This is a genomic window from Pontibacter populi (assembly GCF_019336435.1).
GTDB lineage: Bacteria > Bacteroidota > Bacteroidia > Cytophagales > Hymenobacteraceae > Pontibacter > Pontibacter humidus.
In genome coordinates, this window is sequence record NZ_JAHWXQ010000001.1 from 1,017,593 (window position 1) to 1,033,214 (window position 15,622).

Annotated in this window: 18 protein-coding genes; 5 read left to right on the forward strand and 13 right to left on the reverse strand. The window is 45.9% G+C overall.

The genetic code is table 11. From position 1 onward, the window contains the following. The first annotated feature begins 80 nt into the window (after nt 1-80). Complete coding sequence (locus tag KYK27_RS04430) at nt 81-1,217, forward strand: endonuclease/exonuclease/phosphatase family protein (protein ID WP_199108794.1); 1,137 nt, start codon at nt 81-83, stop codon at nt 1,215-1,217. Between the two features lie 2 nt (nt 1,218-1,219). Here the strand turns inward: KYK27_RS04430 and KYK27_RS04435 are convergent, their stop codons facing one another. Together KYK27_RS04435 and bshC are read right to left on the reverse strand one after the other, a co-directional pair. After that, nucleotides 1,220-1,792, reverse strand: coding sequence for a 5-formyltetrahydrofolate cyclo-ligase (locus KYK27_RS04435; RefSeq protein ID WP_199108795.1), 573 nt, complete (start codon nt 1,790-1,792; stop codon nt 1,220-1,222). Further along, entirely contained in the window at nt 1,792-3,354 is a 1,563-nt protein-coding gene (bshC, locus tag KYK27_RS04440; RefSeq protein WP_233150243.1) for a bacillithiol biosynthesis cysteine-adding enzyme BshC, read from the reverse strand. Before bshC ends, KYK27_RS04435 begins: the two co-directional genes overlap by 1 nt. 356 nt (nt 3,355-3,710) lie before the next feature. On the opposite strand from bshC, the gene KYK27_RS04445 reads away from it, so the two are divergent. Continuing rightward, nucleotides 3,711-4,091 (forward strand): PH domain-containing protein, encoded by a 381-nt coding sequence (locus KYK27_RS04445; RefSeq protein ID WP_233150244.1) that lies wholly within the window; start codon nt 3,711-3,713, stop codon nt 4,089-4,091. A gap of 5 nt (nt 4,092-4,096) precedes the next feature. Here the strand turns inward: KYK27_RS04445 and KYK27_RS04450 are convergent, their stop codons facing one another. The 11 genes from KYK27_RS04450 to KYK27_RS04500 form a co-directional block, all read right to left on the reverse strand. Next, nucleotides 4,097-4,492, reverse strand: coding sequence for a hypothetical protein (locus KYK27_RS04450; RefSeq protein WP_162427918.1), 396 nt, complete (start codon nt 4,490-4,492; stop codon nt 4,097-4,099). 213 nt (nt 4,493-4,705) lie between these two features. Beyond that, nucleotides 4,706-6,019 carry a 30S ribosomal protein S12 methylthiotransferase RimO gene (rimO, locus tag KYK27_RS04455; RefSeq protein ID WP_199108797.1) on the reverse strand — a complete coding sequence of 438 codons (1,314 nt, stop codon included), beginning with the start codon at nt 6,017-6,019 and terminating at the stop codon, nt 4,706-4,708. A gap of 265 nt (nt 6,020-6,284) precedes the next feature. After that, complete coding sequence (locus KYK27_RS04460; protein ID WP_199108798.1) at nt 6,285-6,677, reverse strand: hypothetical protein; 393 nt, start codon at nt 6,675-6,677, stop codon at nt 6,285-6,287. Nucleotides 6,678-6,964: 287 nt separating this feature from the next. Continuing rightward, the gene (locus KYK27_RS04465; protein ID WP_233150245.1) at nt 6,965-7,480 is read right to left on the reverse strand and encodes a carboxypeptidase-like regulatory domain-containing protein; all 516 of its coding nucleotides are present in this window, start codon (nt 7,478-7,480) and stop codon (nt 6,965-6,967) included. Nucleotides 7,481-7,487: 7 nt separating this feature from the next. Beyond that, entirely contained in the window at nt 7,488-8,450 is a 963-nt protein-coding gene (ftsY, locus tag KYK27_RS04470) for a signal recognition particle-docking protein FtsY (protein ID WP_199108799.1), read from the reverse strand. Nucleotides 8,451-8,559: 109 nt separating this feature from the next. After that, complete coding sequence (locus KYK27_RS04475; protein WP_162346559.1) at nt 8,560-8,712, reverse strand: DUF4295 domain-containing protein; 153 nt, start codon at nt 8,710-8,712, stop codon at nt 8,560-8,562. Between the two features lie 2 nt (nt 8,713-8,714). Continuing rightward, nucleotides 8,715-8,903 (reverse strand): 50S ribosomal protein L33, encoded by a 189-nt coding sequence (gene rpmG / locus KYK27_RS04480; protein WP_163910800.1) that lies wholly within the window; start codon nt 8,901-8,903, stop codon nt 8,715-8,717. Nucleotides 8,904-9,048: 145 nt separating this feature from the next. Beyond that, nucleotides 9,049-10,458, reverse strand: coding sequence for an aminopeptidase P N-terminal domain-containing protein (locus tag KYK27_RS04485; protein ID WP_199108800.1), 1,410 nt, complete (start codon nt 10,456-10,458; stop codon nt 9,049-9,051). Next, nucleotides 10,458-10,697, reverse strand: coding sequence for a 50S ribosomal protein L28 (gene rpmB / locus KYK27_RS04490; protein ID WP_162346556.1), 240 nt, complete (start codon nt 10,695-10,697; stop codon nt 10,458-10,460). The genes KYK27_RS04485 and rpmB overlap by 1 nt, the downstream gene beginning before the upstream one ends. Nucleotides 10,698-11,544: 847 nt before the next feature. Next, entirely contained in the window at nt 11,545-12,417 is an 873-nt protein-coding gene (locus tag KYK27_RS04495; RefSeq protein ID WP_199108801.1) for an arginase family protein, read from the reverse strand. A 15-nt stretch (nt 12,418-12,432) separates the two neighbouring features. Continuing rightward, a complete protein-coding gene (locus KYK27_RS04500) occupies nt 12,433-12,606 on the reverse strand; it encodes a DUF5522 domain-containing protein (RefSeq protein ID WP_199108802.1) in 174 nt (57 codons plus the stop codon). Nucleotides 12,607-12,744: 138 nt separating this feature from the next. On the opposite strand from KYK27_RS04500, the gene KYK27_RS04505 reads away from it, so the two are divergent. The 3 genes from KYK27_RS04505 to hemB all read left to right on the forward strand — a co-directional run bounded on the left by KYK27_RS04505 (nt 12,745) and on the right by hemB (nt 15,584). Further along, entirely contained in the window at nt 12,745-13,053 is a 309-nt protein-coding gene (locus KYK27_RS04505) for a hypothetical protein (protein ID WP_199108803.1), read from the forward strand. Between the two features lie 119 nt (nt 13,054-13,172). After that, a complete protein-coding gene (gene rocD / locus KYK27_RS04510) occupies nt 13,173-14,414 on the forward strand; it encodes an ornithine--oxo-acid transaminase (protein WP_199108804.1) in 1,242 nt (413 codons plus the stop codon). A 198-nt stretch (nt 14,415-14,612) separates the two neighbouring features. Continuing rightward, the gene (gene hemB / locus KYK27_RS04515; RefSeq protein ID WP_199109228.1) at nt 14,613-15,584 is read left to right on the forward strand and encodes a porphobilinogen synthase; all 972 of its coding nucleotides are present in this window, start codon (nt 14,613-14,615) and stop codon (nt 15,582-15,584) included. Nucleotides 15,585-15,622 lie beyond the last annotated feature (38 nt).

The window sequence follows — 15,622 nt, forward strand, 5'->3', positions numbered from 1 at the left end:
TGAGTTTAGTTGTATGAGGTAATATTAACTACGGTTAACTAAATGCGTAATGCTGCATTATATACCCGTAATACAATACATTGCCTGCTAAACCTAAACCATCTGCCCTTATCAGAAGACCTGCTGTAGTAATAGCACTACAAGCCCTGGCTACGTTTTCTATTCTTGCTACACTTTTGCCATTGCTGCACTCACAGGAGTGGTACATCCGCGTGTTCGATTACCCTCGTCTGCAGCTTTTTGCGCTGGCTGTTATTAGCTTTATACTTTACCTCTGGCTGGCTCCAAAAGAACGTAAACGCGATAAATTTTTACTTTCTGCCCTCACTATTGTTATCATTTACCAGGCTGTTAATATTTACCCTTATACTTTCCTGGCACCCAAAGAAGTAAAGGACGCAGACAAAAATACGCCTGCCAATACCTGGCTTAGCTTACTGGTCTCTAATGTATTGATGTACAACAAAGAGCATGATAAGCTTGCTGCACTCATACAAAAGCAGGAACCCGATATTGTGTTACTGTTAGAATCTGATATGGCATGGCAGCAGGGCCTGGCACCTGTTACCAAACAGTATCCCTACCGCGTCGAGATACCGCTTGAAAACACTTATGGCATGCACCTTTACAGCAAATTGCCACTGCGCCAGCAAAAAGTAAGTTACCTGCTTGATAAAGACATTCCTTCCATTAAAACATTTGTAAAGCTGCGAAATGGTACCTGGGTAGAACTGCATGTGGTACACCCAAAACCACCCGTACCAACCGAGGACGCCACATCTGAAAAACGCGATGCCGAGATCGTAATGATTGCCCGTGACATTGCCAACTCGAAGTACCCGGTAGTAGTAGCCGGCGATTTTAACGATGTGGCCTGGTCCCGTACCACAGAGCTTTTCCAGGAAGTAAGCGGCCTGCTGGACCCACGCTTAGGCCGTGGTTTTTACAATACCTTTAATGCCAATTACCTCTTCCTGCGCTGGCCTTTGGATCATGTTTTCCACTCTACTCATTTTAAAGTTGAAAGTATAAAGCGGCTGCCCAACATCGGATCAGACCACTTCCCTATGTTTATCAGGCTAAGTTTTGCGCCCGAAAACAAGTATGAACAGGAAGAGCCCGAAGCTGATACCCAAACCCAGGAAGAAGCAAGTGAACTGATTGAGGAAGGGAAAGAAGAAGCTGCAGAAGATAAACGGGAAGGAAAATCAGAATAAACCTACTTCCTCCACACCCCGTCCGGCATTATCACAGCATCCAGGGGCACATCAAAAGGATTAGGGTCAGCTATAGTTAACACGGGCGGCTCCAGGGATAAACCTACCTTCAGCACGTCAGGCCGGCAGTCTGCCAGAAAGCGGTCGTAAAAGCCTTTACCGTAGCCTACCCGGTGACCTACGCGATCAAATGCCAGCAACGGTATCAACACCAGGTCAACTTCGGGAGCAAGTATATGCTGTGCGTTTTGCGGCTCCGGTATTCCCCACGGGTTCTCTACCAGTATGGCTTCGTTGGTCAGGTGGTGGTGCGTCAGGATGTTTTGCTCTACATCGGTTACCGGCACGGCTACGCGCACTTGGGGGTGCTTCAGTCGCAGCCGTTCAATAATGGGCCAGGTGTTTACTTCGTTGTTCTTTACGATCGGTAGAAAAACATGCACGGTTTGCCCGGGCTGCAATGGGAAATTGGCAAAAAACTGATCGGCAATAGCTTCACTTCTGCGCTGCACCTCTTCCAAAGGCAGAGCGCGGCGCTTTTGCAGCATCAGTTTTCGTAATTCCGCTTTCAGCATTATTCTTCTTCCAGTATCGTAAGCTTAAACTCCAGTGGCTCAAAGGCATCTACCAGTGCAGAAATAAAGTCCGGGTTGTTTGCCTGTATAGAAAGCAGGTTGTCGTGGCGCTCCTGCAGGCTACCGCCCGGGTACAATTTCTCTTTCAGGTTTTCGAGTTGCTTAAAGGTTTGCTCGTGCTTGCTGTCGCGTGCTTTGGATAGCTTCTTTTCCAGCATCTGCAGGGCATTGTGCGCTTTCTGTTCTTCGGCAGCCACTGCCTTTACCAACGTCGGGTCTATCGTTTGCGCCAGTTTTTCTACTTCTTTAAAAGCAGCTTCTATAGTTGTGCGTTGTGCTTCCAGGTTAATTTCTTCGTCGTGTAGCTGGCCAGAGAGGTGCTTCTTTAGCTCTAAGTATGGCTTAAATAACTCCTCCGGAGTCAGGCCTAATTTGTGCATGCGGCTGGCGCTGCCACGGTTTATATACAAAGCAGAGTTACGCAGCATCAGCAGCGGGAAAGCCACGTTATAGTGCCCAAACACCTGCTTCAACTGGAACCAGTACACCACCTCGGCCCCGCCGCCAATATACGCCAGGTTCGGCAGTATCAGTTCTTCGTACAGCGGCCTCAAAATCACATTCGGACTAAACTGCTCCGGATGCTCTTTGGCTAACTGCAGTATCTCTTCCTTTGTAAAGCTGGTGTCTGTATTTAAAACTTTATAGTTGCCATTCTCTTCAACTATACGCTCACGCAAGCTATCTTCTAAATAAAACAGGTTGATCTCGCGCGAAAAGACCTGCGGTTTGTAGCCTAATTCCTCTAACTGTGCGCTTGTCCCAGTTACCAGCTTATGCGACAGGTTTTCGGTCAGCTCTTTTTCAACTATAGGCGTCAGGGCTTTTTTCAGTTCGGCATGATCGCCATCTATAGTTACCAGGCCGTATTCGCCAAACAGACTATGGGTAATGGCGCGGGTTGCTTCGGCTAAGGTATTGCTGTTGCGGTAAGCATCTTCAAAAACAGGGAATTTTTCTGGCAGTTCATCCAGTAATTGCTCCAGCCCTTCTGTCGAGAACCTGCCCACGGCACCTTTCTGCTCGCTCTCCCATCTGTAGCTTTTCCCAAACAGGTTAAAGTGGTTGATCTCGGCAAAATCGTGGTCTTCGGTGGCCATCCAGTATACCGGCACAAAGTTATAGTTCGGGTAAGCTGCCTGCAGTTGCTTACAGGTATTTATAGCTGTGATGATCTTGTACACAAAATATAACGGCCCGGTAAAAATGTTGAGTTGGTGGCCGGTGGTAATGGTATAGGTATTGGGTTGCAACAACAAATCCAGGCTCTGCTGCACCTTCGGGTTGATCTCTGATACCGAACTATACTGCTCTTGCAGGGCCTTGTATAACACCTGCCTTTGCTCCTGGCTAAAGCTTTTCTCCTGTAGTTGCGCTTCAAATGCAGCTATAGTTGGGAAATGGTTATAGAATCGCGTTAGCTTTTCGTTTTGAGAAAGGTAGTCGGCTATAGTCTGGGAGAAGGCGCCGGTGGCGGCATAATCCATCTTCGTAATCTTCATTGTTGTTACTTCCATCAATACAGGAGTTCTTTTATAGCTACTTTAACAGCTTAATCGGGTTTGTGTTTCAGGTAAACTATAGTTTACCGGCCACGCCACAAAGTACGGCTTTTATTTAGTTGTCTGAAACTTTAAATAGGTCCCCCACCCTAAGGATTTACAGGATTTCAGGATTGACAGGATGAAAAGACATGCACCCGCCACAGATATCAGAATCTAACGTATGAATGCAGAAACCAGAAATGAGTATTTCAAAAAATATAGAACGGCAGGTTTTACATTCTGGATAATCCTGCTCATCTTAAAATCCTGTAAATCTTGATTCCGACAAATTTCAAACTATAAAACATAAAACTATGGGATTACTAAGCGGCCTGATGGGCCATGCTTCCGAAGTGTCGATTGAAAAACTGACGAACGAATTTCAGCCGATCCTGCTGGATAACGAACAGATAGAGAAAGCCTACAAACTTATCCGCGACATGCTGGTGTTTACCAACAAGCGGCTGATACTGGTAAACAAACAGGGTGTAACTGGCTCAAAAGTAGATTACCAGAGTATCCCGTACAGCAGTATTAAAATGTTTTCGAAAGAAACAGCCGGCATGATGGACTTCGACGCCGAGCTAAAGATATGGCTGACCGGCGAGTCGGCACCAACTATAAAACAGGATTTCCGGAAAGGCGACAATATAAATGAAGCCTATAAAGTGCTGAGCAAGTACGTGCTTAAGTAATAATTCTAAAAAGAATTGAGCCAGCCTTCGGCCTCCTTCACTGTATCAAAGCCTTTTACGATACCACTTTTCACCATGCGGATGGTTTTATCGGTAGATAATCTGCTGAAGAGATCCTGAGAGTAAACGGCTGCATGGTATTCCAAGCCGGCTGCTTCGGCGCGCGGGTGCCAGTCATTGGCACACCACTCTGCAAGTTCGGCCCACAATCCCTTTACATCGTAGTGGTTGTCGAGCAGTTTGTGACTATGCTCTCTTTTCAGGTAAAACAGTATGTTTTCATACCCCTGAACTATTGCATCGTTTGTCAGATTACCATGCCAGTCTGCAAACAAGAAATCATCAACGGCATTGTATTCAATGGTAAGAAACTCTGTCGTAAGTAGTTTTATATGTCGCATGGTTAATTTCAGGCTTTCGCCGCCGGGTTAAGGCAGCTGAAGGTACTAAAGGGCTCATTTGTGCTATAAATACAATTTTGAGCCGCACATGTTCAAAAAAGTACAGATGTAAACTATAGCAGCTACAAATTAGCCACAGATATGCTTATTTACAAAAGAAAAGTCCTTACCGGCGCAGGCCGGTAAGGACTTTTATAGTTTAATTATAATTAGTTATGCTACTACTTCGCCATAAAGGTCGAAATCAGAAGAGTCGGTGATCTTTACATTTGCGAAATCGCCCAGGCGCACATAATTGCTATCGGCTGGCACCAGCACTTCATTATCTACTTCCGGAGAGTCGTATTGGGTACGACCAACAAAATAGCCGCTCTCTTTTCTGTCGAACAGCACTTTGTAAGTTTTGCCTACTTTCTCTTCGTTCAGTTCAACCGAAATGCCCTGCTGCAATTCCATAATGGCATCAGCACGCTCCTGCTTTACTTCTTCCGGCACGTTGTCTTCCAATGTGTAAGAGTGCGTGTTATCTTCGTGCGAGTAAGCAAAAATACCGAGTCTGTCGAAACGGGTTTCTTCCACCCAATCGTATAGTTCCTGGAAATCCTGGTCTGTTTCGCCCGGGTGGCCGGCAATAAGCGTTGTTCTTAAGGCAATGTCTGGCACACGCTGGCGGATAGAATCTACTAACTCAATGGTTCTGCGCTTGCTGATACCGCGGCGCATCGTCTTCAGCATGTTGTCCGAAATGTGCTGCAATGGCATATCCAGGTATTTGCAGATATTGTCACGCTCAGCCATCACATCAAATACTTCCATCGGGAACTGCGACGGGTACGCATACTGCATTCTGATCCACTCAATGCCTTCCACATCCGAAAGGTTACGCAATAAATCAGCCAGCTTGCGCTCGCCATACTGCTGCAAACCATAGTAGGTAAGATCCTGGGCAATCAGAATAAGTTCTTTGGTGCCCATACCAGCCAGTCGCTTTGCTTCCTTTACCAGGTCTTCTATCGGGCGATCCACGTGTTTGCCACGCATCAACGGTATCGCACAGAAAGAGCAAGGGCGGTTACAGCCTTCGGCAATTTTAAAATAAGCGTAATGCGATGGCGTAGTCAGTAAGCGTTCGCCGATCAGTTCATGCTTATAGTCAGCCTCCAGTGTTTTAAGCAAACGTGGCAACTCCAGTGTACCAAAGTAAGCATCTACCTGCGGAATCTCTGCTTCCAGAGAATCTTTGTAGCGCTGCGAAAGGCAACCGGTCACGTATAGTTTGTCTATCTGGCCGGCTTCTTTGGCATCGGCGTAGCGCAGAATGGTGTCTATAGATTCCTGCTTGGCATTGTCTATAAAGCCGCAGGTGTTTACAATAATGATGTTCGAATCATCTTTGTCAGACTCGTGTGCCACATCAAACTCGTTAGCACGCAGCTGCCCCATCAGCACTTCCGAATCCACCAGGTTTTTAGAACAACCCAATGTAATTACGTTTACCTTATCTTTTTTGAGTGATCTTACTTTCACTTACTTATACTTTTAATGAAATACGCTACAATCAATAAAAACCCTTATCAGGCACTATTGGTTCGTTTTGGAAACCAGTTTGCAAAGGTACAATTTGTTTGGCTAATAAAAGACGGCCTGCAAAACAACTGAGCCTTATCTGGTTAGTTTATTTAGTTTTAGCATCAGGAAGGGCGTGCCGTATGGATTACAGAACAGGTGAAAAGGCAGTTTTACTTTTCACGAACTATAGCAGTATGTTCTTTTTGCTTCAGAAGGGTACTGACTAGAGCCGGGAAAACCATTGTAATGCTCCGGAGCGGTTCTTTACCAATTTAACTGCAATGGGCAACTTATAAGTGGCTACCAGCAAAGCAATTACCTGGTACAGATTATTATCCCATAGGTAATCGGGCGACTCCATGATGGCAATATTTCTTAGCGGAGTGCTGGGAATCTGCTGGATAAAATATTCTATGATCTCTTCGGTAAGTAAGCCGCCGGCCGGAATGCCAGAGTCAACTACCAGGTTTATAACCTGCTTTTGCCGGATAGTGGCGAACAACGATATTATAGTTTCAAAAAACTGAGCTGATTCTACGCTTAACTCATCAGACCATTTTACACTCAGTACATTCCGGATGTCATCATATGCTAATTCCATTAAGCTGACTTCCATAGCGTATATCTTTAGTAAGGTGCAGGTGATTAACCATCGGTAATTTCATGAGCTAGCCTTATATTTCTGCTGCCTTCCACATCACACAGCTTTCCCTAATGAAACCGATTATGCTTAGTTCCATATAATTACTCCTTTGAATATAGCAATTATTTTTGATTTGAGCTATATCACCCTGAACTATAAAGAGTTCGGTTTCGCGGGTAAGCAGCAAAAAAACTTGAAGGTATATGTTACTGAAGGGAGCAGAAAAGACATTTACTGCTTTGGGAAAGTGAAGAGATGGGCTAATAGCTCGCCTGGTAATTTATCAGGAACTCTATCGTCGTTACCTCCCCTTCTTTCACTTCTACCGGAAATATGTTCATCTCACCGTCGAACATATTCGCATACAGTCCCTTTTCTTCTTTGGTAAAAAGGCTATACCGGCCGGGTTTTAGCGCTACAGAAAAGAATCCGTTGGCATCTGAAGTAGTTTCTGCTACTAGTTTAGTCTGGATGTTGGTGTGAAATACACCGTTTTGAGTGGTAACCTGGTTGGCATTGGTGAGCTCGTAGATATAAACCGTACGCTCTACACCGCGTTTGTTCTCGGTTGGCGGTGCATCAGGCGAAGGCATCTGGTTACCAGCCTGCCATAAAATGCGACCGGTTATCCCTTGCTTGATGGCTGCCTGGCTTTGCTGCACTTGTGTAGCGTTAACTGAAGTTGTGTCTGTTTCTGAGCCTGCAGTTGCCTTGCCTTGCTTGCTACCGCAGCAGGCCGCCAGCAATAGCAGCGCCGAAAACAAAACTCCCTTCATAACTATTTTACTTCCTGCGCGAGAAGAACGACTCTACAAACTGCTGCTTATCGAACAACTGCAGGTCTTCAATTTTCTCACCCACGCCAATATACTTCACCGGAATCTTGAACTCATCCGAAATACCTATCACTACGCCGCCTTTAGCTGTGCCATCCAGTTTGGTAATGGCCAGGGCTGTAACGTCCGTAGCTTTGGTAAACTCACGGGCTTGTAGCAAAGCATTCTGGCCTGTGCTGCCATCCAATACCAGCAATACTTCGTGTGGAGTATCTTCTGTTATTTTCTGCATTACACGCTTGATCTTCGAAAGCTCGTTCATCAGACCAACTTTGTTGTGTAGTCGGCCAGCCGTGTCAATGATCACCACATCCGCACCAATCTCCACGCCTTTCTTCACCGCATCGTACGCCACCGAAGCAGGATCAGTGTTCATGCCATGCGATATAACCGGCACACCTACACGCTCGCCCCAGATAATCAGCTGATCAACGGCAGCGGCACGGAACGTATCGGCAGCGCCTAGCACTACTTTTTTGCCAGCCTTGTGGAATTGCGAGGCAAGCTTGCCAATGGTTGTTGTTTTACCTACACCGTTTACACCTACCACCATAATCACGTATGGCTTTATACCGGCAGGAAGATCAAAGTTTGCTCCGTCACCGGCTTTGTTTTCTTCCAGCAGGGCAGCTATCTCTTCGCGCAGAATTTTGTCCAGTTCCGATGTATTTACATACTTATCGCGGGCTACACGCTTCTCTATGCGGTCAATGATCTTTACAGTCGTCTCTACCCCCACGTCGGCATGCACCAGAATTTCTTCCAGCTCATCCAGCACTTCTACATCAACAGTAGATTTACCTATAACGGCTTTGCTCAGTTGACCAAAAAAACTGTCTTTGGTTTTCTCCAGCCCTTTGTCCAGCGATTCCTTTTTCTTCTCTTTACTGAAAAAGTCAAAAATTCCCATGCGGCGTTGTTGTTGGGGTAAGCTTTTGCGATGAAACGGTAATATACTAAAAAAGTCCCAATGCAGGGACTTCTTCGTGTTATCTATCTAAATAGTAGAGTAGGCTGTATTACTTTGCAAGAACTTCCTGCACTTTATCAACAGGAACCATTTCTTCTTTAAAGCTGTAAGCACCAGTTTTTGGCGACTTAACGGCTTTGATCACTTTTGCCCAGTCTTTACCTGTGGCGGTCTTTAGGGTTGCAACTACCTTCTTTGCCATGGTTATTTAATTTCTTTATGTACAGTTACTTTTTTCAACACCGGGTTATACTTCTTAAGCTCTAAACGCTCAGCCGTATTCTTTCTGTTTTTGGTAGTGATGTACCTTGAAGTTCCAGGCAGGCCAGTAGCTTTATGCTCTGTGCATTCCATAATAACCTGGATTCTATTACCTTTTGCTTTTTTAGCCATCTCTCTAGTAATTTTTTATTTGGGACTGCAAATATAGGGTCTTAAATTCTTAACTACAAACAAACTATAAATTTTCTTCCAAAGTTCAGCTTCAGGCGCCAAAACTATAGTTCAAAATCCGCTAAAACACGGTTTATAGTTTAATTTACTCGATTTCCGGAAGTACAAAATCATCCAGCGCACTGGGCTGTGCCATCATTTTTTCAATTTCGGCTACAGTTCGCGGCGCTTGTTTTGACAGGTTCTCCCAGCCTTTTCCGGTGATCAGGATGTCATCTTCAATCCGGATGCCTATCCCCCACCATTTCTTATCGCATGGGCTGCCCTCCGGTATGTAAATTCCCGGCTCCACTGTTACCACCGAGTTTGGCTTAAACGGGCCGTACGTACCGGCGTCGTGCACATCTAACCCAATGTAGTGCGTGGCACCATGCGGAAAATAACGACGCACTTCAGCTTTATTTTTGATGATGCCCAGCTTTATAAGGCCTTCTGCGATAACCTCCTGTGCTGCCTGTGTTGGTGCCGAAAACTGATTGCCAACTTTACACTGTTCGATTCCGGCATCCTGGGCTTTTAAAACCAGCTCGTATATAATTTTCTGTTCCGGAGAGAATTTACCGTTGGCAGGTATCGTTCGGGTTACGTCGGCGGTGTAGCCTTTATACTCGGCCCCCACATCCATCAGCACCAGCTCACTGTTGCCTATAGTCGGCTTGGCACTTTCGATGTAATGCAGTACACAACCGTTGTTGCCGGCGCCAACTATAGACGGATACCCGACAAAGTGTGCGCCGTACTTATTATGCACAAATTCATGCAGGCCTTGTATCTCTAACTCCGACATACCTGGCTTCATGGCCTTCATTACTTCTACCTGCCCCATCGCCGAAATAGAAACGGCTTTACGCAACAGGTTAATCTCTTCCGGTGTCTTTTGCTCACGCATCTGCCCCATCACCAGCTCCAACGCTTTTACATCAGTAGTCAGGTTTTTGGCTTTAAACTGTTCCAGCAAACTATACAGGTCAGCGTTATCGCGTTTATCGTCGCGTACATCAGCTGGCAGCGGTTTGGCGTATACCTGCTGTAGCTTCGCTTTATCGAGGTAAGGTTTGAAGGTTGTGTTGGGCTGAGTCGCTATTCCCAGTGCTGCAGAAGCACCTTCTACGCCAAGGCGTTTGCCATTCCATTGTTCGGCGCGCGGGTCGTTGGGCTGCACAAACAGCAGATCCTGTACCTGCTTGCCATCTATAGTTTGCGGCTCGCCATACACTATAAGCACCGCGTTTGGTTCAGTGTAACCGGTCAGATAATAGAAATCAGGGTCCTGATGATAGTAGTAATCTACATCATTGGAGCGGTTACGAACGGGCGCGGCAAAAAAGACGGCAACGGAGCGAGCTGGTAACTGCTTACGCAATTGCTCTCTCCGTTGCCGGTGAAATTCTTTATCTAAAGTATCAGATGGCTTGTCCGGTAATATACGCGACTGTGCCGTGGCAGCTGTTATAGTTGCCCAAACCAGCAGCACGCATAGCCGGAAGGCGGCCATTAGTACAGGATATAGCCTTGCTCTACTGCTTTGTTAAGAACAGCAGTGATACCATTCTTGTTGATAGTTCTTAAAGCTGAAGTAGAAACTTTCAGTGTGATCCAAGCATCCTCTTCAGGGATGTAGAAACGCTTCTTCTGAAGGTTTGGATAAAATCTACGCTTCGTTTTATTGTTAGCGTGTGATACGTTATTTCCTACTTGAGGTCTTTTACCGGTTAGGTCGCAAACTCGTGCCATCTTATATTATCTTCTAAATTATTCCAATAGGGGTGCAAATATCTGCAAAATGATACACAATGTCAAAGCCATAGCAGATATTTTTATAGAATCCGCTTTTAAATGCTCCTAAGCTGCTTTTCAGTTACTCGTTTATTGGTCCCAGTTTGCTTCTATAGCTGCAACTGTCTACAAAACTAGTATTTATAGTTGTTATTTGAAGTAAAGCAGAAGAATGTTAATCTTTTTATAGCTTCTCTCTTGTCATTTCGACCATAGGGAGAAATCTATCTCAGCTTCTAGTTGAGGTTGATTGTTACAGACTATAATTGCAATTTAATCCAAACTATACTTTCAAATCACTTCAAATCCTGGGAGCTCTACTTGCCTATCGTTTCATTTTTAGCTTTGGTGCCCTCATGGCCGGGAGGCCCCGTCTTCGGGCATCGCGCGGTGTACATTTCTTTTGTTCGTTCCTCACAATACCTTCGGTACCAGAAATCTACAAGGCGCTCAACCCAAAGACTGAGATCTTTCGCATAGTAACCAGCATCTAAAGTTTGATTCGGTAAGCTCCGAGATTTATCGTGGCTATAATTCCGAAGGGCCAGGTAAACCTGTCCTGCTCGTAGACTGGAACTATAAAACTACAACTCTAAATATAACTATAGAAGCAAAGTCCCTCTTTGAAGGGGCAGGGGGATGACAAACGGCAACTCTAATCATAACTATAGCCGAAATTCCCCTCTCGGGAGGGGCAGGGGTGGGTTAATACCGAAACTATAAAACTCCAGCTTAAACTATAGCACTAGCCGTAAAGCTCCCCGCCTTAGACAAGGAGGGACCGGGGTGGTTGGAACAACGCCAACTATAAAGCCTCAGCCGTCCGTACTTTCAGCCCCACACTTACAACATCATGTAGCAACTCAACTAATCTTTTACCATTATTACCATCCTCATCTTTTATAGCCGAGAACTCTGTCACTTCCATAGCTATAGTACGCGGGTCGGCTACAATGCTGGTTAACAAATAGCGGCACTCCGCTATAGTTAGCCCTGTTTCGCTGGGTGCGTAGGCAGCTGGCATTTCGTCTTTACCAATACTATCCACATCAAAATGGATCAGGATCTTACCATCTGCAGGAATACCGGAAAGCACAGTTTCTATAGTGTGCTGCATGTTCACGCGTAGCTGCTTCAGGCTTATAGTTTGTATACCGTAGGTTTCAGCTGGTAGATCCTGGCAGGCCAGTACAGTTATTTGCTGCGGTTTTATAGTTGCCGGCTTTTGCCAGAGCAGGTTCTCGTTCGTTAAAAACCACAGCCCCATGGCTGCCGCACCTACACATACATTTGGGTCTGGCTTTACCACATCTACGTGTGCATCTATCACCAGCATGTATAGTTTATCGCCGTACAGGCTTGCCAGGTGATCTGCTACCCCAACAACTATACTACAGTCGCCACCCAGTAACAGGTTAACCTTTTCAGGATCGAACCAATTGCTACCCTGCTCAACTATAGTTTCCCAGACCATACGCGGAGATGGCCAGTTACGTACCGGCGCTGTGTTATGTCGTGGCAGGTAATCTGGTAACGCTAAGTCCCCAAAATCCGAAACTTCAATACCTGACTTTACTATCGTTTCTTTTAAACCATGCTTGCGTAAAGCTGCCGGAGTTTCATTGGTTCCGGGGTAAAGGGCGCCGGCAAAGGTGGGCACACCAATGAGTTGGATCATAGTTTTAGAGTTGGGCTATAGTTTGTCTTTGTCCTTACCGGCTTCGTGTTGCTTCTTCCGGAAACCGTACGGGCAATGGCGGCATCCGCTCTGGCAACAATACCCGCGCTTCAGGTGGTATTTTGCTGTGAAAACCATCAGCCCCTGCTCGTTTAAATAATAATCTTCACCTTCTTTTAGCGGCTGCATTTCCTTTCACTTATGTATTGCCTACAAATATCTGTAAATATGATGCGTTAGCCAAAAATACAGGTTCAGCGCACTCCCAATACGCTTACAAGCGTTATGCTATTGTATAGTTCTGTTTCCTCTTTAATACATCAGCCCATGCCTACCTACCAAACGCTTTCCGATGCTGTTAGAGATATGCGGGCCCGAGGCTTTGTAAACACCTTTACCATACAACAGCGCCAGCTATTCTGCTCCGAGCTTTCTATTCCTGTCTCCCCTGCCCAACTTACACTACTGGAAAAACATCACGTAGAGGCACACGACACAACAGGCCACCGGGAAATATACGGCTTCAGGACAATGGATAACAAGCTGGGTATTATGACGGACACCTACGCCGAATATGCTCCCGAAGAGTTTGAAGCTATAGTTGGCCGTTACCTGAGGCAGGCACCTCGCGCATAGTTGTCATAGTTTTAATTCAGTGCGGGTTTTGCTACATTTACAACAATAAACTTTTTTTTATGTAAAAGTATAACGGCAAAGGTATATCCACGCCTGAACAAGAGCTTACGTTAAAAACTATGAACACACCTACCATTTCATCGAGCCAGGAAGCCATCGATATCGAGCATAAATATGGCGCTCACAACTACCATCCGCTACCCGTTGTACTTACCCGTGGCGAAGGCGTACACCTCTGGGATGTAGAAGGCAAGCACTACTACGATTTTCTGTCGGCCTACAGTGCCGTAAACCAGGGTCATTGCCACCCGCGCATTATAAACGCACTTACCGAGCAGGCGCAGCAACTTACACTTACCTCCAGGGCTTTTTATAACGATAAGCTGGGCATCGCTGAAAAGTACATCTGCGAGTATTTCGGTTACGACAAATCCCTATACATGAACTCGGGGGCCGAGGCCGTAGAAACTGCCATAAAACTGGCGCGCAAGTGGGGCTACACCAAAAAAGGACTGGCACCAAATACTGCCGAGATCATAGTGGTAGAGCACAACTTCCATGGCCGTACCACCGGCATCATCTCTTTCTCTACCGACCCGGATTCTACCAAAGGTTTCGGACCTTATATGCCGGGCTACAAAGTAATACCTTATAACGATACCGATGCTTTAGAGCTGGCTTTAAAAGAGAACCCGAACGTTTGTGGTTTCCTGGTAGAGCCAATTCAGGGTGAAGCCGGCGTTATGGTACCCGACGAAGGTTATCTGGCTAAAGCATACGCGCTTTGCAAAGAGTACAACGTGCTGTTTATGGCCGACGAGATACAGACAGGTATCGGCCGTACCGGAAAATTACTGGCTACTTATTATGATGATGTAAAAGCCGACATTCTGATACTTGGTAAAGCTTTATCTGGTGGCGTGCTTCCGGTTTCGTGTGTGCTGGCTAATGATGATATCATGCTGTGCATAAATCCGGGCGAACATGGCTCTACATTTGGTGGTAACCCACTGGCTGCAGCCGTTGCCATGGCAGCCCTGGATGTCATTAAAGATGAACAGCTGACCGAAAACGCATATAAACTGGGCCATATCTTTAGGGAGCGCATGGAACAGATAAAAATGGAGCGCCCGGAACTGGTAACTATAGTTCGTGGTCGTGGTTTACTAAACGCTGTGATCATTGAGCCAACGGTAGATGGACGTACGGCCTGGGATGTATGCGTGCTGCTGATGGAGAAAGGCCTGCTGGCCAAGCCAACGCACGGCGACATCATCCGGTTTGCACCGCCACTAGTTATTACCGAAGAGCAACTGCACGAGTGCTGCGATATTATAGAATCGGTACTGATGAATTTTTAAGCAACTATAACTTACATGCAAACTATAAAAGCGGCGCCTTGGTGTCGCTTTTATAGTTTAAAACAATCGCCTGCCAATTCCTGTTTTTTGTACTGCAGCAGGATTAAAACAATTTAACAATTCAACAATCAGCAATTAACTCGTACCTTTGCAGTACATTGATTTACACGCTTTTTATATTTATTTGATATAGATATGATGACCAGAAGACCACGACGTAACCGTCAGAGTGAAGTTATCCGGAACATGGTGGAAGAAACTACCCTGGGCCTGAACGACTTCATTTTTCCCCTTTTTATAATTGAAGGCCAGAACAAGAAAATAGAGATCAGCTCTATGCCTGGCATTAACCGCTTCTCCATCGATACCCTTTTAGAAGAAGTGAACAGCTGCGTGGAACTGGGCGTAAAAGCCTTTGCTCCTTTTGCCAGCATACCGGAGCAGTTGAAAGATAAAATGGCCTCCGAAAGCCACAATCCGGATGGCCTTTTCCCGAGAGCGATACGCGAGATAAAGAAGAATTTCCCGGATGTAGTACTGATGACTGACGTAGCCCTGGACCCTTATAGTTCGGATGGCCACGATGGTATTGTAGAGAACGGCGAGATATTGAACGATGAAACCCTGGAGGTTTTAGGCAAGATGGCCTTGGTACAGGCGCAGGCTGGTGCTGATATAGTTGGTCCTTCAGATATGATGGATGGCCGTGTTGGCTATATCCGGAAAGTGTTGGATGATGCCGGTTATAACAAAGTTGGCATTATGAGCTACACAGCCAAGTACGCCAGCTCTTTCTACGGTCCGTTCCGCGATGCCCTGGACTCAGCCCCTAAAAAAGGTGACAAGAAAACCTACCAGATGAACTTTGCCAACAGCCGCGAAGCCCTGATAGAAGCCGAACTGGACACCCAGGAAGGCGCAGACTTTTTGATGGTGAAACCGGCTTTAGCTTACCTGGACATCATAAAACTGCTCCGTGAGAACTCGCATCTGCCAATTGCAGCTTATAATATCAGTGGTGAATATGCCATGGTAAAAGCTGCTGCCCAGAATGGCTGGATAGATGGTGAAAAAGCAATGGTGGAAGTACTGACAAGTATAAAACGCGCCGGAGCCGACATTATTCTTACCTATTTTGCCAAAGATTACGCCCAGTTCATCCGCAGATAAAACCTCCCAACTATAGTTTTGAAAAGCACCGGCTACTA